Consider the following 19,460-nt stretch of genomic DNA (forward strand, 5'->3'; position numbering starts at 1 on the left):
CCAGCGGGATCATCGCCTGGTTCAGCGCCAGATCTTTACGCTCCAGCGAGTGCATATAGCGCATCATCTCGGTTTCGCTGTGGTAGCGATTAAAGACCGGATGCGCGAGGATCGCATCATCACGCAGCATGCTGCTCTGAATGGAACGGCTGTCGAGCGCCACGTCTTTATCGAGCGTGTCGATATCCAGGCCGTGGTTTTCGCCGAGGATCACGTTAAACAGCGCCAGCACGTCTTCACGGGTGGTGGTTTCGTTCAGGGTCACGCCGACGGCATTAATAATGTCGCTACGCAGGTTAATTTCGGCAGCCTGCGCGCGTGCCAGCACCGCCGCTTTATCCGCCACTTCCACGCACAGGGTATCGAAGAAGTGCGCATGGCGCATTTTCAGCCCTTTCTGCTGCAGGCCAGTCGCCAGAATATCGGTCAGGCGATGAATGCGGTTCGCGATACGTTTCAGGCCAACCGGGCCGTGGAAGACCGCGTACAGGCTGGCAATGTTGGCCAGCAGCACCTGCGAAGTACAGATGTTGGAGTTGGCTTTCTCGCGGCGAATGTGCTGCTCGCGAGTCTGCATCGCCATGCGCAGCGCGGTATTGCCCGCCGCATCTTTCGATACGCCGATAATACGGCCCGGCATGGCGCGTTTGAATTCATCTTTAGCGGCAAAGAATGCCGCGTGCGGGCCACCGTAGCCCATCGGAACGCCGAAGCGTTGGGCGGAGCCGAAGACAATGTCCGCGCCCTGTTTGCCCGGTGCGGTTAACAGCACCAGCGCCATAAAGTCGGCGGCAACGCTCACCACCACTTTGCGGGATTTCAGTTCAGCAATCAGTTTGCTGTAATCATGCACTTCGCCAGTAGTGCCCACCTGCTGCAGCAGCACGCCAAAGACATCCTGGTGTTCCAGCGCTTTGTCGGCATCATCGACGATAACGTCAAAACCAAAGGTTTCCGCACGAGTACGAACGACGTCCAGCGTTTGCGGATGCACGTCAGCCGCGACGAAGAAGCGATTTGCATTCTTCAGCTTGCTCACACGCTTGGCCATCGCCATCGCTTCCGCGGCAGCGGTCGCTTCATCCAGCAGGGAAGCGGAAGCCATATCAAGACCGGTCAGATCCAGCGTGACCTGCTGGAAGTTAAGCAGCGCTTCAAGGCGGCCCTGAGACACTTCCGGTTGATACGGAGTATAAGCGGTGTACCAGCCCGGGTTTTCCAGCATATTGCGCAGGATAACCGGCGGCAGCTGCACCGGGGTGTAACCCATGCCAATATACGACTTAAAGCGCTTGTTGCGACCCGCAATCGCCTTCAGCTCCGCCAGCGCGGCGAATTCTGTGGTGGCCTCGCCTACCTGCGGCGGCGTGGCAAGCTGGATATCTTTCGGCACGATCTGTTCAATCAGTGCGTTGAGTGAATCCGCGCCAACCGTTTTGAGCATCTCTTGCTGCTGCTGGGCGTCCGGCCCGATGTGACGTTCAATAAACGCGCCACGGTTTTCAAGCTGGCTTAAAGTCTGTGTCATGAGCGATGGTTCCTGAAACGTGCGGTGATTTTAAGATTTCATCTTCCAGAGGAAGAGGTTTGGGGTGACAGTGCGAACATACCCTCACCCCGGCCCTCTCCCGGAGGGAGAGGGGGAAAACCGTTATTCGTCTTCTAACAGGGCTTCGTATGCGGTCGCGTCCAGCAGTGCGGCAACTTCCGCTTCATCGCTGGCCTTGATCTTGAAGATCCAGCCACCGGCGTACGGTTCGCTGTTTACCAGCTCCGGTGAATCACCCAGCTCTTCGTTAACCGCAACGATTTCGCCGCTGATTGGCGCGTAGATATCGGAAGCCGCTTTCACAGACTCCGCCACCGCGCAGTCGTCGCCCGCGCTGACGGTCGCGCCGACTTCCGGCAGGTCAACAAACACCATGTCGCCCAGTAACTCCTGCGCGTGCTCGGTGATACCCACGGTGTAGCTGCCGTCGGCTTCTTTGCGCAGCCATTCGTGTTCTTTACTGTATTTCAGTTCTGCTGGTACGTTGCTCATCAAAAAATCTCCAGAATAATAATCGGTTACGCCACGGCCTTGCCGTTACGTACAAAAACAGGTTTGGTGACCTTCACCGGCATTTCACGGTTACGGATTTGCACAATCGCCGTCTCGCCAATGCCCTGAGGGACGCGAGCCAGCGCAATACTATGGCCTAAGGTCGGCGAGAAAGTCCCGCTGGTGATCACACCTTCACGCGCATTGCCGTTCGCATCGGTAAAACGTACCGGCAGTTCGCCGCGCAGCACGCCTTTTTCGGTCATCACCAGGCCCACCAATTGTTCGGTGCCTTTCTCACGTTCGATCTCCAGCACGTCACGACCGATAAAGTTGCGATCGGCCGGTTCCCAGGCAATGGTCCAGCCCATATTGGCCGCCAGCGGAGAGATGCCTTCGTCCATCTCCTGTCCGTACAGGTTCATACCGGCTTCCAGACGCAGCGTATCGCGTGCGCCCAGGCCGCAAGGCTTCACGCCCGCCTGGACCATCTGCTGCCAGAAATCCGCCGCCTGCGCTTTCGGCAGGGCAATTTCATAGCCCGCTTCGCCGGTATAGCCGGTGGTGGCGATAAAGAAATCGCCCGCCTGCACGCCGAAGAACGGCTTCATGCCTTCTACCGCATGGCGCTGTTCATCGCTAAACAGCGTGCCCGCTTTCGCCTGCGCGTTTGGCCCCTGCACCGCAATCAGCGACAGGTCGTCACGAACGGTGATGTCAATGGCATAAGGTTCAGCGTGTTGGGTAATCCAGGAGAGGTCTTTTTCGCGGGTGGCGGAGTTAACGACGAGGCGGAAGAAATCTTCGGTGAGGTAGTAAACGATCAGGTCATCAATCACGCCGCCCGATGCGTTCAACATCCCGCTATAAAGCGCTTTGCCGGGTTTGGTGAGCTTCGCCACGTCGTTGGCCAGCAGATAGCGCAGAAACTCGCGGGTGCGCGGGCCGTGTAAATCGACGATCGTCATATGCGACACATCGAACATCCCGGCATCGGTACGCACCGCATGGTGCTCATCAATCTGCGACCCATAGTGCAGCGGCATCATCCAGCCGTGGAAATCCACCATACGCGCGCCACATAACACGTGCTGGTCATACAAAGGCGTTTGTTGAGCCATCATGTCCTCGTTGAATATATCGCACCACAAAAACACGCGCCGACGCCCGTCCAGGCACCGACGCAAACGTTCTCTTTTCCCTGAACTTACCACCGAACACCGAGCTAAACCATCAGGAAAAAAGGGACATCACATTAGCTTATGACCAAAAGTCGCCAAAAAGCATACAGAGGAATCAACTGGAAAAAAGCGAATTACACCACATTTAATTAACAATAATGGTTAACAATTCAGCATAAGATAATATTTCCTGCGAAAAACAGGGCGACTTTCCCGTAACATAAAATTTGATGGATTAATAAAACTAATGCGAAAAAATGGGTGAAATTAGAATTTTTCAAATGAGGGGGAAGACTCCCGGTGGAACCACCGGGAGTAAAAGTGTGAGCGACTTAACGAAGCCACTCCGGCAGGTCATTCAGACCCATTGCCTGACGGATCAACTGTGGTTTTACGCCGGGCAGCGTATCGGCGAGTTTAAGACCAATATCGCGCAGCAGTTTTTTCGCCGGGTTCTCACCGGCAAACAGTTCGCGGAAGCCCTGCATTCCCGCCAGCATCAGCGCGGCGCTGTGTTTGCGGCTGCGTTCGTAGCGACGCAGATAAAAATGCTGGCCGATATCTTTCCCCTGCGCGTGCAGACGTTTCAGCTCTTCAATCAACTCGGCGGCATCCATAAAGCCCAGGTTAACCCCCTGCCCCGCCAACGGATGAATGGTGTGCGCCGCGTCGCCAACCAGTGCAAGACGGTGCGCGGCAAACTGACGCGCGTAACGCCCGGTCAGCGGGTAAACCTGCCGCTCGCTCTCCACCCGACACAGGCCCAGGCGGTTATCAAAAGCAATGCTCAGCGCTTTGTTGAACTCGCTTTCCTCCGCCTGCTGCATCCGCTGCGCCTCTTCCGGCGACAGCGACCAGACGATAGAACACAAATGCGGATCGCTGAGCGGCAGGAAAGCCAGAATGCCGTCGCCGTGGAAACTCTGACGCGCTACCGCCTCGTGCGGCTCTTCCGTCCGCACGGTCGCCACCAGCGCGTGATGGCGATAGTCCCAGAACGTCAGCGGAATATCGGCTTTGTTACGCAGCCAGGAGTTGGCGCCATCGGCCCCTACCACCAGACGTGCGGTCAGCATGCCGCCGTCTTTCAGCGTCAGAAACGCTTCGTTTTCGCCCCAGGCGACCTGCTGCAATTCCGCAGGCGCCATCAGGGTGATATCCGCGCTACGCTCGGCTTTCTGCCACAGTGCATGATGAATAACCGCATTTTCGACGATATGCCCCAGATGGCTGTAACCCATGCTGCGATCGTCAAACGCAATGCGGCCAAAACTGTCTTTATCCCACACTTCCATGCCGTGGTAGCGGCTGGCGCGCTGGGCGACAATCGCCTGCCAGACATCCAGCTTTGACAGCAGCTTCTCGCTGCCGGCATTAATGGCGGATACGCGCAGCGCAGGCGGCGCATCGGCGGCCAACGCTTGCGGTAACGATTGTTCCAGCACGGCAACCCGCAGGCCGCTGCCCTGTAAACCGCAGGCCACCGCCAGCCCGACCATACCACCGCCTACGATGGCAACATCAACACTTTGCACATTCACTCCTTACAGCTCTTAACGGGCGACCCAGCCCAGCGTCCGCTGCGCCAGCACATCACGGGCAGGGGTAAATAATTCCATCGCCATCAGCCCCACGTTGCGCCCGACAACCAGCGGGGCCCAACGGTTAGCAAACAGATGCACCAGCCCATCGGTAACACCGATGGTGGCGGCTTTATCCTCCGCCCGCTGACGCTGGTACTGGCAGAGCAACGTATAGTCGCCGATATCCTGACGCGCGGCATGCGCCTGCGCCAGGTTTTCTGCCAGCGTCATCACATCGCGCAAGCCAAGGTTAAACCCCTGTCCGGCGATAGGATGCAGCGTTTGCGCGGCATTACCTACCAGCGCCAGACGGTGCGAAACCGTACGTGTCGCGGTGGTCAGGGAGAGAGGGTAGACGTTGCGCGCGCCGGCCTGCGTGATACGCCCTAAACGCCAGCCGAACGCACGCTGCAGTTCGTCACAGAAACGTGAATCGGACCAGCCGAGCACTTCATCATGGCATTCCCGCGGATGGCACCAAACCAGTGAACAGCGGTTCTGCGACATCGGCAGCATCGCCAGCGGGCCATGTTCGGTAAAGCGTTCAAACGCGCGCCCCTGATGCGGAATAGCGGTGGTGACGTTCGCTATCACCGCCAGCTGGTTATACGGCTCCTGCTGCCAGTAAATTCCGCAGCGTTCACCTAGCATTGATCGCGAGCCATCAGCCGCCACCAGCAACTTACCGTGCAGCGTTTCGCCGTTATCCAACGTGACGCTGACGCCGTCAGTCTGCCGCTCAACCTGCGCAACGCGCGATGGGCAGTGTAGCGTCACACCGGGAGCACGGCGCAGCAGGCCGAACAATCGCTGACCAACGTCGTGGAGTTCAACCACGTTGCCCAGCGCCGCCAGACGATAGTCCTGCGCCTCCAGCGTAACAAACCCGGCGTGGCCGCGATCGCTCACGTGAACGGTGGTTATCGGGGTGGCGCAGTCGGCAATCGCCTGCCACAGGTTAATCTTCGTCAGCTGTTGGCAGGTGCCCGCAGCCAGCGCGATCGCCCTGGCATCAAAGCCCGGATGCTGTGCGGCGTCGATATCCGCTGCTTCAACCAGATGCACCGGCAGACGACCCGCCGTCAGCTGCGATACCGCCAGCGCCAGCGTGGCGCCGGTCATCCCGCCGCCGACAATAATCAGGCTCATAGCTGGCGTGCCGCCGCCATCAGCGCCTCAATGTCGTCCGCATTCTTCACGACGCTCGCCGTCAGGTTTTCATTACCGTCTTCGGTAATCAGGATGTCGTCTTCAATACGAACACCGATGCCGCGGTACTCCGCCGGTACGTCCGCGTCCGGCGCAATATACAGGCCCGGTTCAACGGTCAGCACCATGCCCGGCTCCAGTACGCGAGAGCGGTCAGCGCCGTATACGCCGACATCGTGAACGTCCAGCCCCAGCCAGTGGCTCAGGCCATGCATAAAGTACGGGCGGTGCGCGTTATCGGCGATCAACTGATCAATCTCGCCTTTGAGGATCCCCAGACCGTGCAGCCCGGTCACCATGATACGCACCACTTCGCCGGTAACTTCCTGAATGGAAGTGCCCGGACGGTACAGCTCGAGCGCCTTGTACAGCGACGCCAGCACGATGTCGTAAATAGCACGCTGCGCCGGGGTGAATTTGCCGTTTACCGGGAAGGTACGGGTGATGTCACCGGCGTAGCCTTTGTATTCGCAGCCCGCGTCAATCAGCACCAGCTCGCCATCGCGCAGTTCCGATTCATTTTCGGTGTAGTGCAGAATGCAGCCGTTTTCACCGCCGCCGACGATGGTGTTGTAAGACGGGTAGCGCGCGCCGTGGCGAGTAAATTCGTGCAGAATCTCGCCTTCCAGCTGATATTCAAACATCCCAGGACGGCATTTTTCCATGGCGCGAGTATGCGCCAGCGCGCTGATTTCACCGGCGCGGCGCAGGATATCAATCTCTTCGCTGTCCTTGAACAGGCGCATTTCGTGCACCATCGGACGCCAGTCGATCATCGCGTCCGGCGCGGTCAGATTCTGGCGCGAACCTTTGCGCAGTTTATCCAGCGCGGTGAAGACAATCTCATCAGCCCAGGCATATTCCCCCTGCGCGTGATAAATCACGTCGAGGCCGTTCAGCAACTGGAACAACTGCTGGTTGATTTCACTGAATGCCAGCGCGCGGTCAACGCCCAGTTTTTCCGGCGCCGCGTCCTGCCCTAAGCGGCGGCCAAACCAGATTTCCGCCGTCAGGTCGCGAACGCGGTTGAACAGCACGCTGTGATTGTGGGTGTCATCGCTTTTAATCAGCACCAGCAAGGCTTCCGGCTCGTTAAAGCCGGTGAAGTACCAGAAATCGCTGTTCTGGCGATAGGGATACTCAGAATCCGCGCTGCGCGTCACCTCTGGCGCGGCAAAAATCAGCGCCGCGCTGCCTGGCTTCATTTGCGCCAGCAGTGCCTGGCGGCGGCGGAGAAACGCTTGCTGTGTCATGACATCTCCTTTCAATCCCTTCGCGCTGCGACGAGCAGAGCAGGTATTATGTTTAGTGTAAGGTTGGTTTCCGGACTTCCGGTGCCGTCGGCTGCGGATGGGTGAAAGTATCGTGGCACAGCAGCGCCGCTACGCGAACGTATTCGATAATTTCTTCCAGCGACATCTCCAGCTCTTCCTGATCTTCATCTTCTTCATAGCCAAGTTGCGCAATATTTCGAAGATCGTCAATGGCTTCGCCCGCTTCTCCCTTCACTTTATCCAGCTTCGGCTGAACCATCCCCAAGCCAAGCAGGAAGTGATTCACCCAGCCGGAGAGCGCATCGGCGCGGTCAAACACGCTGACGTCGTCGCCTTCAGGCAGATAAAGCTGAAAAAGGAAGCCGTCATCTTCCAGTGCGTCGCTGGTGGCCGAATGCATGGAGCGCAGTGATTCAGCAAGCTCGTGGCCAAACGCCAGACCTTCGTTAGTCAGATCGTGAACCAGCGGCTGCCATGAGCTGTCGTTGTTTCCGCCGCAAAGCAGACCGCTGAGCAGGCCGTGCATTTCCGCAGGCGTCAGGCCTACCCCTTGTTGGTTTAACAGCTGGTTCAGCAGGGTGTAACCAGGCATTTCGTTCTGTATAGACATGCGCATTCGTCATTGTTGGGTGGAATTCATGGTATGCTACCACTTTGGACCCTGGAGATACCAGAAAAGGGCTTGTAAGTTCATACCAGGGTAGCTATAGTGTCGCCCCTTCACATCCTGAGAGTGAAGGACGCGCAGTCAATCAGCAGGAAGGTGGCATGTCTGCACAACCCGTCGATATCCAAATTTTTGGCCGTTCACTGCGAGTGAATTGCCCGCCTGAACAAAGAGATGCTTTGAATCAGGCCGCGGACGATCTGAATCAGCGGTTGCAAGATCTGAAAGAACGCACTAGAGTCACAAATACTGAGCAGCTGGTTTTCATCGCCGCGTTGAACATCAGCTACGAGTTAACTCAGGAAAGGGCGAAAACGCGTGACTATGCTTCAAGCATGGAACAGCGCATTCGGATGCTACAACAGACCATTGAACAGGCATTGCTTGACCAGGGTCGCATATCCGATAAATCAGCACCAAACTTTGAATAACACTTTGCAGTTTACTATGGTAGAGTGACTGTGAAGAAAAAATTTCTCTGAGATGTTCGCAAGCGGGCCAGTCCCCTGAGCCGATATTTCATACCACAAGAATGTGGCGCTCCATGGTTGGTGAGCATGCTCGGTCCGTCCGAGAAGCCTTAAAACTGTGACGACGCATTCACCTTGAACCAAGGGTTCAAGGGTTACAGCCTGCGGCGGCATCTCGGAGATTCCCTTCTACCTACCCGGTCTTATGACGCACTCATCTGAGCAACAAAACTCCCGACAAAACATTCGCCAGATTATCCGGCAACGTCGTCGTGCGCTCACACTCCAGCAGCAAATTCTCTACGGCGAACAGGCCGCAGATCGCATGATGGCCTGGCCTCCGGTGGTGATGGCAAAAACCGTTGCGCTGTTTTTATCATTTGACGGCGAGCTCGACACCCAGCCCTTAATTGAACAGCTCTGGCGCGCGGGCAAACGCGTATACCTGCCGGTGCTTCACCCGTTCAGCCCCGGCAACCTGCTGTTTCTGCACTACCACCCGCACAGTGAGTTGGTCGTTAATCGCTTGAAAATCCAAGAGCCGAGGCTTGATGTGCGTGACGTTCTGCCGCTCGCTAATCTCGACGTGCTGATAACGCCGCTGGTCGCCTTTGATGAACAGGGGCAACGGTTAGGCATGGGCGGCGGTTTTTATGACCGCACGCTGCAAAACTGGCAGCAGCACGGCATCCAGCCCGTCGGCTATGCCCACGATTGCCAGCAGGTTGACACGCTGCCGGTCGAGCACTGGGATATCCCTCTTCCCGCGGTGATCACACCGTCAAAAGTCTGGCAGTGGTAGGCCGTTTCAGGCAATTGACAGTGTCGTTTTTTTGACCTACATTCCTCGGTAAAGGGTGAGGGAGGCGAACCTCCCTCCTGCGTTCATACTGTTAATATGCTGGCAGAGCGATGATTAACAGAATCAGCAGTATGATGAAGAGTCTCATCATTGTCCCTTTCCTTTCAGGGCCCCTGCTTCGGTAGGGGCTTTGCCGTTTCAGCCCCCTGCTGAGCCCCCATCGTAAATCCCTTTGGCTAAGACACAATGCGCGGCAATGCCTTTAATCACCGTTTGCGGCGAGGTGCGTAAAGTGAATGTACGCGTTGCAAAAAAGCGAAAAAAAACGGGCAGACCTATAGCCTGCCCGTTTCATCAGTACGGGAAAATCAGTACAGCAGGCGGGCGCGAACGGTGCCAGGAATCGCCTTCATGCTCTGCAGCGCTTTCTGCGCCACATCCTCTTCGGCTTCAATATCGATAACCACGTAGCCCATCTGCGGCGTAGTTTGCAGATACTGCGCGGCGATGTTAACGCCCTGCTCGGCGAAAATCTGGTTCAGCGCGGTCAGCACGCCAGGACGGTTTTCGTGGATATGCAGCAGACGACGACCGCCGTGCAGCGGCAGCGATACTTCCGGGAAGTTCACAGCAGACAGCGTAGAGCCGTTGTCAGAGTACTTAATCAGTTTACCCGCCACTTCCAGGCCGATATTCTCCTGCGCTTCCTGGGTTGAACCACCGATGTGAGGTGTCAGGATCACGTTGTCGAATTCGCACAGCGGCGAGGTGAACGGGTCGCTGTTGGTCGCCGGCTCGGTTGGGAAGACGTCGATGGCCGCCCCCGCCAGATGCTTACGCGCCAGCGCGTCGCACAGCGCCGGAATGTCCACCACCGTACCACGCGCGGCGTTAATCAACAGCGAACCAGGCTTCATCAGCGCCAGCTCTTCCGCGCCCATCATATTTTTGGTGGAGGCGTTCTCCGGTACGTGCAGACTCACCACATCGCTCATGTTCAACAGGTCGGATAGATGCTGCACCTGAGTCGCGTTACCTAGTGGCAATTTGCTTTCAATATCATAGAAGTAGACATGCATCCCCAGCGATTCCGCCAGAATGCCGAGCTGGGTACCGATGTGGCCGTAGCCGATAATGCCCAGCTTTTTACCACGCGCTTCATAGGAGCCCGCGGCCAGTTTGTTCCACACACCGCGGTGTGCTTTGGCGTTGGCTTCCGGAATGCCGCGCAGCAGCAGCAGCAGTTCGCCAATCACCAGCTCAGCAACGGAACGCGTATTGGAGAACGGCGCGTTGAACACCGGTACGCCGCGTTTAGCCGCGGCTTTCAGATCCACCTGGTTGGTGCCGATGCAGAAGCAGCCTACGGCAACCAGTTTCTCAGCAACAGCGAAGATCTCTTCCGTCAGTTGAGTACGGGAACGCAGGCCGATGAAGTGGGCATCACGGGCAGACTCTTTCAGCTGTTCGCTATCCAGCGCACCCTTGTGAAATTCGATATTGGTGTAACCTGCTGCGCGAAGGCTATCCAGCGCCTTCTGGTGCACGCCTTCAACCAGCAGAAATTTAATTTTGTCTTTTTCCAGTGATACCTTAGCCATTTCCCCGTCCCGTCTTTGTTTTACTGATGTTGTGGTGAACGAAAGTTCACCTAAGCAACATATCAAAAAAAATTATTGCGGCAATATGAACGTTTGCGTCGGCAACATGAGGAAGCCTCACGCAGAGGGAAATGCCAGCATAAAATGCTAAACGGGAAGATAAATGTGGGATGTTAATCAGGCGGAAGATTGAAATGTGACACAAGTCACCAAATTCAGCCTCAATAAAAAAAACAGGGGAATTTGTCATTCCCCTGAGTCAGATCATTTAGTAATGGTTTTCACGCCGTCGGCGGTACCAATCAACGCGACGTCTGCGCCGCGGTTGGCGAACAGGCCCACGGTCACAACGCCAGGAATGCCGTTGATCGCATTTTCCAGCGCGATGGCATCGAGAATCTCCAGGCCATGCACGTCGAGGATCACGTTGCCGTTATCGGTCACCACGCCCTGACGATATTCTGGACGACCGCCAAGCTTCACCAGCTCGCGCGCCACGGCGCTGCGCGCCATCGGGATCACTTCTACCGGCAGCGGGAATTGGCCCAGGATATCCACCTGCTTGGAGGCATCGGCGATGCAGATAAACTTATCGGCCACCGAGGCGATGATTTTCTCACGCGTCAGCGCCGCGCCGCCGCCTTTAATCATCTGCATGTGACCGTTAATTTCATCCGCACCGTCCACGTAGATGCCCAGACGGTCAACTTCGTTCAGGTCGAAAACGGTGATGCCGAGGCTTTTCAGCTTCTCGGTTGAGGCATCAGAGCTTGAGACCGCGCCCTCGATTTGTCCTTTCATCGTGCCCAGCGCATCAATAAAGTGCGCCGCGGTAGAGCCCGTGCCTACGCCGACAATCGTACCCGGCTGTACGTATTGAAGGGCCGCCCAGCCTACTGCTTTTTTCAGTTCATCCTGCGTCATGATCGTTATCGCCTGTGGTGTCATCAACTGCCGCGCATTATAGAACAGAACCCCGGCATAATTCGACCCATGGACCAGGCGAATAAAAGATGTAACTCGTGAAGAACTTCACAGTAAATGGCAAATTAATTTCGTCTGTATCCAGGGTAAATTTATGTCATAGTGCTTGATAACACCTACAGGGGAGTATTTCAGAGCAATGAAACGTCCGGACTACAGAACACTACAGGCGCTGGATGCCGTTATCAGGGAACGTGGGTTTGAGCGCGCCGCGCAGAAACTGTGCATCACTCAGTCCGCCGTTTCTCAGCGCATTAAGCAGCTTGAGAATATGTTCGGGCAGCCGCTGCTGGTTCGCACCGTCCCACCACGCCCAACGGAACAAGGACAAAAGCTGCTGGCGTTGTTGCGTCAGGTTGAGCTGCTGGAAGAAGAGTGGCTGGGTGACGAGCAAACCGGCTCCACGCCGCTGCTGCTGTCGCTGGCGGTCAACGCCGACAGTCTGGCAACCTGGCTGCTGCCTGCCCTTGCAGACGTGCTGGCAAACTCCCCTATTCGCCTGAACCTTCAGGTTGAGGACGAAACGCGTACCCAGGAACGTCTGCGTCGCGGTGAAGTGGTTGGCGCGGTGAGTATTCAGCCGCAGGCGCTGCCAAGTTGCCTGGTCGATCAGCTCGGTGCGCTGGACTATCTGTTTGTCGGCTCCAAAGCGTTCGCCGAGCGCTACTTCCCGAACGGCGTAACTCGCTCTGCGCTGCTGAAAGCGCCAGCCGTGGCCTTTGACCATCTGGACGATATGCATCAGGCGTTTTTACAGCAAAACTTTGACCTGCCGCCGGGCAGCGTGCCGTGCCATATCGTTAATTCATCGGAAGCCTTCGTACAGCTGGCTCGTCAAGGCACCACCTGCTGCATGATTCCACATCTGCAAATCGAGAAAGAGTTAGCCAACGGTGAGCTTATCGACCTTACGCCAGGACTGTTCCAGCGCCGGATGCTGTACTGGCACCGCTTTGCGCCGGAAAGCCGTATGATGCGCAAAGTCACCGATGCGCTGTTGGCTTATGGGCATAAAGTGTTGCGTCAGGACTAAAGCAAAGAAAAACCCCTCGCGTCGCGAGGGGTTGGCAGGATTACTTCGCAGCGGCTGGTGCCGGAGCGGCTGCTGGTGCCGCAGCCTGCTCTGGCTGCAGTTGGAAGACGACATCCACCTGGTCATCAAACTGAATAGTCGGCTGCTCGTAAGTTTCCTGTGCCGAAACCGGCGCCGCATCGGCCTTCATCATGCGAACCATCGGGCTTGGCTGGTAGTTAGAGACATGGTAACGCACGCTGTAAACCGGCCCCAGTTTGCTGTGGAAGCCTGCTGCCAGAGATTGCGCCTGATGAATAGCATCATCAATTGCCGCTTTACGCGCTTTGTCTTTGTAAGCATCCGGTTTCGCCACGCCCAGCGATACAGAACGAATCTCGTTTAACCCAGCTTTTAACGCGCCATCCAGCAGCGAGTTCAGCTTATCCAATTGGCGCAGCGTGACTTCGACCGTGCGCACCGCGCGGTACCCCTTCAGCACGCTTTTGCCATTCTGGTAATCATAGTCTGGCTGGGTACGCAGGTTGGCGGAGCTGATATCGTTTTTCGCCACGCCGTTTTGCTCAAGGAAAGAGAGATATTGCGCAACGCGCTGGTCGGCCTGTTTCTTGGCGCTCGCCGCATCTTTCGCGGCAATATTCACTTCGATGGCCAGCGTCGCGATGTCTGGCACCGCCGCTACGCTCGCCGTCCCCGACGTCACAATATGCGGGCCATCAGGCAACTCGTTTGCCTGTACGGACATTGCGCTAAACCCGATTGCTGCGGCCAAAGCCATCACTTTAAACTTCACTGTTGTATCTCCTTGGTTATCACCCGACAACGGGGGTCTTGCCTGCAAGCTTAGCCGCTGCCAGGAGAAAGTCCATCAGATGAGGACTAGTTAAGGAGCGCGTGCAGATGCCCAACGCCTTCTTTCGCCAGTTGAAAAGCGATAAACCACATCACGATGCCTACCACGAGGTTAATAATGCGCTGCGCTTTCGCCGTGCGCAAACGCGGCGCCAGCCAGGCCGCCAGCAGCGCAAGCGCGAAGAACCACAAGAATGAGGCGCTGATGGTCCCCAGCGCAAACCAGCGTTTCGGCACCGCATCCAACTGGCCGCCTAAGCTGCCCAGCACCACAAAGGTGTCGAGATAAACGTGCGGGTTGAGCCACGTGACCGCCAGCATCGTGGCGATAATTTTCCAGCGCCCCTGCTTCATCACCTCGGCGGTCGCCAGTTCAATATTGCTCCCCATCGCGGTTTTCAGCGCCCCGAAGCCATACCACAGCAGAAACGCCACACCGCCCCAGGTGACCAGGGCCAGCAGCCACGGCGAAGACATCAACAGCGCGCTGCCGCCGAAGACACCTGCGCAGATAAGCAGCAGATCGCTCACCGCGCAGAGAAGCGCAATCATCAGATGGTACTGGCGACGAATGCCCTGATTCATCACGAACGCATTCTGTGGCCCGAGCGGAAGTATCATGGCCGCGCCAAGTACAAGACCTTGAAAATAATAAGATATCACGATAGTTTTCTTTATGTTGTTCAGGAATGGCGCTGACTATAACGCGATAAAATTATTAGAGGAAATTGATAATTTTAATAGGATATAAATATCTCTAATGTCGTTACGCATAAAAATGCCGAACATCAGTCCGGCATTTTTGAACAGCAAGACGTTACTCTGCGGAAGGGGTTCCCGGCTTCATATTCACATCGAGCTGCGGGTAAGGAAAACTGATGCCGTTGGCGTCAAACTCGCGTTTGATGCGCTCAAGCACGTCCCAGTAGACATTTTGCAGATCGCCGCTGAGGCTCCACGCGCGTACGACAAAGTTAACCGATGACGGCGCCAGCTCATTCAGACGCACGGTGATTTCGCGATCTTTCAGCACGCGCTTATCCGACTCCAGAATCGTCGTCAGAATCTGCTTAACCTTATCGATATCCGCATCGTAAGAGACGCCGATAATAAATTCATTACGGCGCGCAGGCTCACGCGAGAAGTTAATAATATTGCCGGCGATAATTTTGCCGTTCGGGATCACCACAATTTTACCGTCGACGGTACGCATGGTGGTGGAGAAAATCTGCACATTCAGCACGGTACCGGCCACGCCGCCCAGATCGACATACTCGCCCGCGCGGAACGGGCGGAACATCACCAGCAGCACGCCCGCCGCCAGGTTAGACAGCGAACCTTGCAGCGCCAGACCCACGGCCAAACCGGCGGCACCGAGTACGGCGATGACCGAAGCAGTCTGCACGCCCACGCGCCCCAGCGCGGCAATCAGCGTGAAGGCAATCACCGCATAGCGCACCAGCGCGGAGAGAAAATCGGCGACGGTGGCGTCAATTTTACGCGCCAGCATCAGGCGGTTGACGGTGTTGGAGATAACGCGCGCGGCGATCATCCCCACAATGATTATCGCGATTGCCGCAACGATATTGACCGCATAGCTCAGCAGTAATTCCTGGTTGCGCACCAGCCATGAACCGGCGTCGTTTATGCTATCGACAACGTTTAAATCTTCCATTCAATATTCCTTATGGATACCCGGATGGGAAACTAAAAACGGCCTGCAAAAGTGCAGGCAGGTATAAAGGGTAAACAAAAAATGAGATTTTTGCCAAGTTGATCACGTTTTAATGCCCATCCATCGTATTGAAAAGGCAATAAAAAAGCCCGCCATACGGCGGGCTTTCGGCAAAAATAAGGCTTTTCTTACAGAACGTCTTTCGCGTTCAGTTCAGTGAAAGCCTGCTCCAGACGAGCGATCATGGAAGTCTGGCCGGCACGCAGCCATACGCGCGGATCGTAGTATTTCTTGTTCGGCTGGTCTTCGCCTTTCGGGTTGCCCAGCTGGCCCTGCAGGTAAGCTTCGTTCTCTTTGTAGTAGTTCAGGATACCTTCCCAGGTTGCCCACTGGGTGTCGGTATCGATGTTCATTTTCACTACGCCGTAGCTTACGGAATCTTTGATTTCCTGGGCAGTAGAACCGGAACCGCCGTGGAAGACGAAGTTCAGGCTGTTGTGCGGCAGGTTGTGTTTCTTGGACACGTATTCCTGAGAATCACGCAGGATGGTCGGGGTCAGAACCACGTTACCCGGCTTGTAAACGCCGTGTACGTTACCGAAGGAAGCGGCGATGGTGAAACGCGGGCTGATTTTGCTCAGCTCGGTGTACGCGTAATCAACGTCTTCCGGCTGGGTGTACAGGGCAGAAGCGTCCATGTGGCTGTTGTCCACGCCGTCTTCTTCACCACCGGTGCAACCCAGTTCGATTTCCAGAGTCATGCCGATTTTGGACATGCGCTCCAGGTATTTAGAGCAGATTTCGATGTTCTCTTGCAGAGACTCTTCAGACAGGTCGATCATGTGAGAAGAGAACAGCGGCTTGCCGGTAGCTGCGAAGTGTTTTTCACCCGCGTCCAGCAGACCGTCGATCCACGGCAGCAGTTTCTTCGCGCAGTGGTCAGTGTGCAGGATAACCGGAACACCGTAGTGCTCAGCCATCTGGTGAACGTGATGCGCACCGGAGATAGCGCCCAGGATTGCAGCCCCCTGAGGAACGTCGGTTTTCACGCCTTTACCTGCGATGAACGCAGCGCCGCCGTTGGAGAACTGTACGATAACCGGCGCTTTAACTTTTGCAGCGGTTTCCAGTACGGCGTTGATGGAGTCGGTGCCCACGCAGTTAACTGCCGGCAGAGCAAAGTTGTTTTCTTTTGCTACCTGGAACACTTTCTGAACGTCGTCGCCAGTGATGACGCCCGGTTTTACGAAATCAAAAATTTTAGACATGTTACGTAGTCCTGTATCTGTATCTTCGGCCGTTGAAGAAGGTTCGCGAGCTGTTACGCGCGCTGAAAAACAGGCGGGTTTCCCCGCCTGAACTGAATTACTTCTTAGCGCGCTCTTCGAGCATCGCTACTGCCGGCAGTACTTTGCCTTCCACGAATTCGAGGAATGCGCCGCCGCCAGTGGAGATGTAGGAGATTTTGTCAGCAATACCGAACAGGTCGATTGCTGCCAGAGTGTCGCCGCCGCCTGCGATAGAGAATGCTTCGCTGTCTGCGATCGCGTTAGCAACGATTTCAGTGCCTTTACGGAAGTTCGGGAATTCGAACACGCCGACCGGGCCGTTCCACAGGATAGTTTTGGCGTTTTTCAGGATTTCAGCCAGTTTCTCTGCGGAAGCGTCGCCCAGATCCAGAATCTGCTCGTCATCTTTGATGTCGTTTACAGATTTCAGGGTCGCGGTTGCGGTTTCTGAGAACTCGGTCGCTACGCGAACGTCGGTCGGAACCGGGATATCACAGGTGGTCAGCAGACGCTTAGCTTCGTCAACCAGGTCAGCTTCGTACAAGGATTTACCCACGTTGTGGCCTTGAGCGGCAACGAAGGTGTTCGCGATACCACCGCCAACGATCAGCTGGTCAGCGATTTTAGACAGGGAATCCAGAACGGTCAGTTTGGTAGAAACTTTAGAACCACCAACGATAGCCACCATCGGGCGAGCAGGTTCTTTCAGTGCTTTACCCAGCGCGTCCAGTTCAGCTGCCAGCAGCGGGCCTGCGCACGCAACGTCAGCGAATTTACCGATACCGTGAGTAGAAGCCTGCGCGCGGTGAGCAGTACCGAATGCGTCCATTACGAACACGTCACACAGTGCAGCGTATTTTTTGGACAGCGCTTCGTCGTCTTTCTTCTCGCCTTTGTTGAAGCGAACGTTTTCCAGAACAACCAGCTCACCGGCAGCAACTTCAACGCCGTCCAGGTAATCTTTAACCAGACGAACCGGAGCAGACAGTTTGTCTTTCAGGTAATTAACAACCGGCAGCAGAGAGAATTCTTCGTTGTACTCGCCTTCGGTCGGACGACCCAGGTGAGAAGTCACCATCACTTTCGCACCCTGTTTCAGCGCCAGCTCAATGGTCGGCAGAGAAGCACGGATACGCGCGTCGCTGGTTACTTTCCCTTCTTTAACCGGTACGTTCAGATCCGCACGGATGAAAACGCGTTTACCAGCCAGATCCAGATCGGTCATCTTAATTACAGACATGGTGAATCCTCTCGTTGATTCTTAAAGTTTTGCAGACGCATGATGCGTCTTACCTGAAACCTTGAGCGGCCATTGCTAACGTGGTGTCGAGCATTCGGTTAGCAAAGCCCCATTCGTTATCACACCAGACCAGCGTTTTGATCAGGTGAGCACCGCTGACCCGCGTCTGCGTGCCATCGACAATGGCACTGTGCGGATCGTGGTTAAAATCAGTTGAGACCAACGGTAATTCCGTATAGTCAACTATACCATGAAATGCACCCTGTGCTGCTTTTTGCAGCAACTGGTTGACTTCATTCGCTTTTACAGGTTTTTTCACCGTCACGCTCAGGTCAATTGCCGTCACGTTGATGGTCGGCACACGCACCGCAATCGCCTCAAAACGGTCACCAAACTGCGGGAAAATACGGGCAATCCCCGCAGCAAGTTTAGTATCAACCGGAATAATCGACTGGCTTGCCGCGCGCGTCCGGCGTAAATCCGGATGATAGGCGTCTATCACCTGCTGGTCATGCATCGCAGAGTGAATGGTTGTAACCGTACCGGACTCAATGCCATAAGCATCATCCAACAATTTAATGACGGGAATTATGCAATTCGTGGTACAGGAGGCGTTGGAAACAATACGATGTTCCGCACGCAATTCGTGTTGATTGACCCCATAGACGACGGTGGCGTCGAGATCGTTGCTGCCAGGATGTGAAAAGAGCACCTTCTTCGCGCCAGCGGCGATATGCGCTTCGCCGTCTTCACGGTTGCCATATACGCCGGTACAGTCGAGCACCACATCCACCGACAGTTCACGCCAGGGCAGTGCTTCAATAGACCGTTCGTGCAGAAGACGGATGGCGTCGTCGCCGACAAACAGCTGCTCGCGCTCCTGGCGAACGTCCCAGGCAAAACGCCCGTGGCTGGTGTCATATTTCAACAAATGGGCGATGCCGGCGGCATCAGCCAGTTCGTTAATGGCAACCACGGTGATCTCCGCACGGCGTCCGGATTCATACAAAGCACGAACCACATTACGGCCAATGCGACCGAAGCCATTAATCGCTACGCGTACGCTCATAGGTCTCCTGCAAGGTTATCCCGAAGCAAAGTGGCAAACAGAGTAATGCAGCCGCTCGTTCAGGGAAACCTTACCCGCCACAAACCGTGACTGATTGGTTAAATGTCGAACAATCTATCGACTGAAACGCTTCAGCTAGAATAAGCGAAATGTGGAATAAAAGGAATGTTTGTCCAGACAAACGCGCCAGTAATCTGACGCGCATCACATTTTTACAGGAATAATCGCCGAAGAAATTCCATCGACTCCTCACCGCCTTAACTGGCGGTCCCCATTACCGGGCAAAGCCAACAACGGGTCAGTATGGCGCTAATATTATTAGCTAAAGATTAGCTTATCGCTGCGCGAGTCACAGAATCCTCTTTTCGTAATGATAAACTCACCAGCCATTATAAAAATGCCTGAAAAAAGCACACGCTCTAATTAATCAATATCGAGCAGGAAATATAAATCTGCAAAATATATTCATTGAAACAAAATATTTTAACGC

Annotated in this window: 17 protein-coding genes, 1 other RNA gene and 1 pseudogene; 4 read left to right on the forward strand and 15 right to left on the reverse strand. The window is 55.5% G+C overall.

The annotated features are described in order from the left end of the window. The 7 genes and pseudogenes from ACW14G_RS13800 to ACW14G_RS13830 form a co-directional block, all read right to left on the reverse strand. Positions 1-1,528 (reverse strand): annotated as a pseudogene (locus ACW14G_RS13800) (glycine dehydrogenase (aminomethyl-transferring)); the annotation flags it as partial. A 123-nt stretch (positions 1,529-1,651) separates the two neighbouring features. Beyond that, positions 1,652-2,041, reverse strand: coding sequence for a glycine cleavage system protein GcvH (gene gcvH / locus ACW14G_RS13805; RefSeq protein WP_064542751.1), 390 nt, complete (start codon positions 2,039-2,041; stop codon positions 1,652-1,654). A 26-nt stretch (positions 2,042-2,067) separates the two neighbouring features. After that, positions 2,068-3,162, reverse strand: a complete 1,095-nt coding sequence (gene gcvT / locus ACW14G_RS13810) for a glycine cleavage system aminomethyltransferase GcvT (RefSeq protein WP_249023285.1) — start codon at positions 3,160-3,162, stop codon at positions 2,068-2,070. Positions 3,163-3,554: 392 nt separating this feature from the next. Then, entirely contained in the window at positions 3,555-4,757 is a 1,203-nt protein-coding gene (ubiI, locus tag ACW14G_RS13815; RefSeq protein ID WP_163446052.1) for an FAD-dependent 2-octaprenylphenol hydroxylase, read from the reverse strand. 18 nt (positions 4,758-4,775) lie between these two features. After that, positions 4,776-5,954: a 2-octaprenyl-6-methoxyphenyl hydroxylase gene (gene ubiH, locus ACW14G_RS13820; protein ID WP_249022768.1), complete on the reverse strand. Its 1,179-nt coding sequence runs from the start codon at positions 5,952-5,954 to the stop codon at positions 4,776-4,778. Further along, a complete protein-coding gene (gene pepP, locus ACW14G_RS13825; RefSeq protein WP_167575055.1) occupies positions 5,951-7,267 on the reverse strand; it encodes a Xaa-Pro aminopeptidase in 1,317 nt (438 codons plus the stop codon). The genes ubiH and pepP overlap by 4 nt, the downstream gene beginning before the upstream one ends. Before the next feature lie 52 nt (positions 7,268-7,319). Continuing rightward, complete coding sequence (locus ACW14G_RS13830) at positions 7,320-7,898, reverse strand: YecA/YgfB family protein (RefSeq protein WP_163446049.1); 579 nt, start codon at positions 7,896-7,898, stop codon at positions 7,320-7,322. Between the two features lie 158 nt (positions 7,899-8,056). Here ACW14G_RS13830 and zapA point away from each other — a divergent pair, with 158 nt between their 5' ends. The 3 genes from zapA to ACW14G_RS13845 all read left to right on the forward strand — a co-directional run bounded on the left by zapA (position 8,057) and on the right by ACW14G_RS13845 (position 9,227). Beyond that, positions 8,057-8,386: a cell division protein ZapA gene (gene zapA, locus ACW14G_RS13835; protein ID WP_064542733.1), complete on the forward strand. Its 330-nt coding sequence runs from the start codon at positions 8,057-8,059 to the stop codon at positions 8,384-8,386. 41 nt (positions 8,387-8,427) lie between these two features. Then, a non-coding RNA gene (ssrS, locus tag ACW14G_RS13840) (6S RNA) lies at positions 8,428-8,611 on the forward strand. Between the two features lie 19 nt (positions 8,612-8,630). After that, complete coding sequence (locus ACW14G_RS13845; protein WP_249022767.1) at positions 8,631-9,227, forward strand: 5-formyltetrahydrofolate cyclo-ligase; 597 nt, start codon at positions 8,631-8,633, stop codon at positions 9,225-9,227. A gap of 368 nt (positions 9,228-9,595) precedes the next feature. On the opposite strand, the gene serA is transcribed toward ACW14G_RS13845, so the two are convergent. Beyond that, positions 9,596-10,828, reverse strand: a complete 1,233-nt coding sequence (gene serA, locus ACW14G_RS13850) for a phosphoglycerate dehydrogenase (protein ID WP_064542727.1) — start codon at positions 10,826-10,828, stop codon at positions 9,596-9,598. A gap of 264 nt (positions 10,829-11,092) precedes the next feature. Further along, a complete protein-coding gene (gene rpiA, locus ACW14G_RS13855; RefSeq protein WP_223803873.1) occupies positions 11,093-11,752 on the reverse strand; it encodes a ribose-5-phosphate isomerase RpiA in 660 nt (219 codons plus the stop codon). 199 nt (positions 11,753-11,951) lie between these two features. Between rpiA and argP the strand changes: the two genes are divergently transcribed. Next, entirely contained in the window at positions 11,952-12,845 is an 894-nt protein-coding gene (argP, locus tag ACW14G_RS13860) for a DNA-binding transcriptional regulator ArgP (protein ID WP_163446046.1), read from the forward strand. Between the two features lie 40 nt (positions 12,846-12,885). Here the strand turns inward: argP and ACW14G_RS13865 are convergent, their stop codons facing one another. The 6 genes from ACW14G_RS13865 to epd form a co-directional block, all read right to left on the reverse strand. Beyond that, positions 12,886-13,638, reverse strand: a complete 753-nt coding sequence (locus tag ACW14G_RS13865) for an oxidative stress defense protein (RefSeq protein WP_167575053.1) — start codon at positions 13,636-13,638, stop codon at positions 12,886-12,888. Between the two features lie 86 nt (positions 13,639-13,724). Continuing rightward, positions 13,725-14,360, reverse strand: coding sequence for an arginine exporter ArgO (gene argO, locus ACW14G_RS13870; protein WP_163446044.1), 636 nt, complete (start codon positions 14,358-14,360; stop codon positions 13,725-13,727). A gap of 154 nt (positions 14,361-14,514) precedes the next feature. Next, complete coding sequence (gene mscS / locus ACW14G_RS13875; RefSeq protein ID WP_163446043.1) at positions 14,515-15,372, reverse strand: small-conductance mechanosensitive channel MscS; 858 nt, start codon at positions 15,370-15,372, stop codon at positions 14,515-14,517. A 188-nt stretch (positions 15,373-15,560) separates the two neighbouring features. After that, positions 15,561-16,640, reverse strand: a complete 1,080-nt coding sequence (gene fbaA, locus ACW14G_RS13880; protein WP_455648639.1) for a class II fructose-bisphosphate aldolase — start codon at positions 16,638-16,640, stop codon at positions 15,561-15,563. A 97-nt stretch (positions 16,641-16,737) separates the two neighbouring features. Continuing rightward, complete coding sequence (gene pgk / locus ACW14G_RS13885; protein WP_064542708.1) at positions 16,738-17,901, reverse strand: phosphoglycerate kinase; 1,164 nt, start codon at positions 17,899-17,901, stop codon at positions 16,738-16,740. Between the two features lie 49 nt (positions 17,902-17,950). After that, complete coding sequence (gene epd, locus ACW14G_RS13890; RefSeq protein ID WP_455648640.1) at positions 17,951-18,970, reverse strand: erythrose-4-phosphate dehydrogenase; 1,020 nt, start codon at positions 18,968-18,970, stop codon at positions 17,951-17,953. Between the last annotated feature and the right edge of the window lie 490 nt (positions 18,971-19,460).

It is taken from the genome of Kluyvera sp., assembly GCF_965301105.1.

Bases quoted from the DNA above. Each gene is read 5' to 3' on its own strand.
- epd (WP_455648640.1), bottom strand. From the start codon at position 18,970: ATGAGCGTACGCGTAGCGATTAATGGCTTCGGTCGCATTGGCCGTAAT.
- pgk (WP_064542708.1), bottom strand. From the start codon at position 17,901: ATGTCTGTAATTAAGATGACCGATCTGGATCTGGCTGGTAAACGCGTT.
- ACW14G_RS13830 (WP_163446049.1), bottom strand. From the start codon at position 7,898: ATGTCTATACAGAACGAAATGCCTGGTTACACCCTGCTGAACCAGCTG.
- serA (WP_064542727.1), bottom strand. From the start codon at position 10,828: ATGGCTAAGGTATCACTGGAAAAAGACAAAATTAAATTTCTGCTGGTT.
- mscS (WP_163446043.1), bottom strand. From the start codon at position 15,372: ATGGAAGATTTAAACGTTGTCGATAGCATAAACGACGCCGGTTCATGG.
- gcvH (WP_064542751.1), bottom strand. From the start codon at position 2,041: ATGAGCAACGTACCAGCAGAACTGAAATACAGTAAAGAACACGAATGG.
- fbaA (WP_455648639.1), bottom strand. From the start codon at position 16,640: ATGTCTAAAATTTTTGATTTCGTAAAACCGGGCGTCATCACTGGCGAC.
- ubiH (WP_249022768.1), bottom strand. From the start codon at position 5,954: ATGAGCCTGATTATTGTCGGCGGCGGGATGACCGGCGCCACGCTGGCG.
- rpiA (WP_223803873.1), bottom strand. From the start codon at position 11,752: ATGACGCAGGATGAACTGAAAAAAGCAGTAGGCTGGGCGGCCCTTCAA.
- gcvT (WP_249023285.1), bottom strand. From the start codon at position 3,162: ATGGCTCAACAAACGCCTTTGTATGACCAGCACGTGTTATGTGGCGCG.
- zapA (WP_064542733.1), top strand. From the start codon at position 8,057: ATGTCTGCACAACCCGTCGATATCCAAATTTTTGGCCGTTCACTGCGA.
- argP (WP_163446046.1), top strand. From the start codon at position 11,952: ATGAAACGTCCGGACTACAGAACACTACAGGCGCTGGATGCCGTTATC.
- pepP (WP_167575055.1), bottom strand. From the start codon at position 7,267: ATGACACAGCAAGCGTTTCTCCGCCGCCGCCAGGCACTGCTGGCGCAA.
- ACW14G_RS13845 (WP_249022767.1), top strand. From the start codon at position 8,631: ATGACGCACTCATCTGAGCAACAAAACTCCCGACAAAACATTCGCCAG.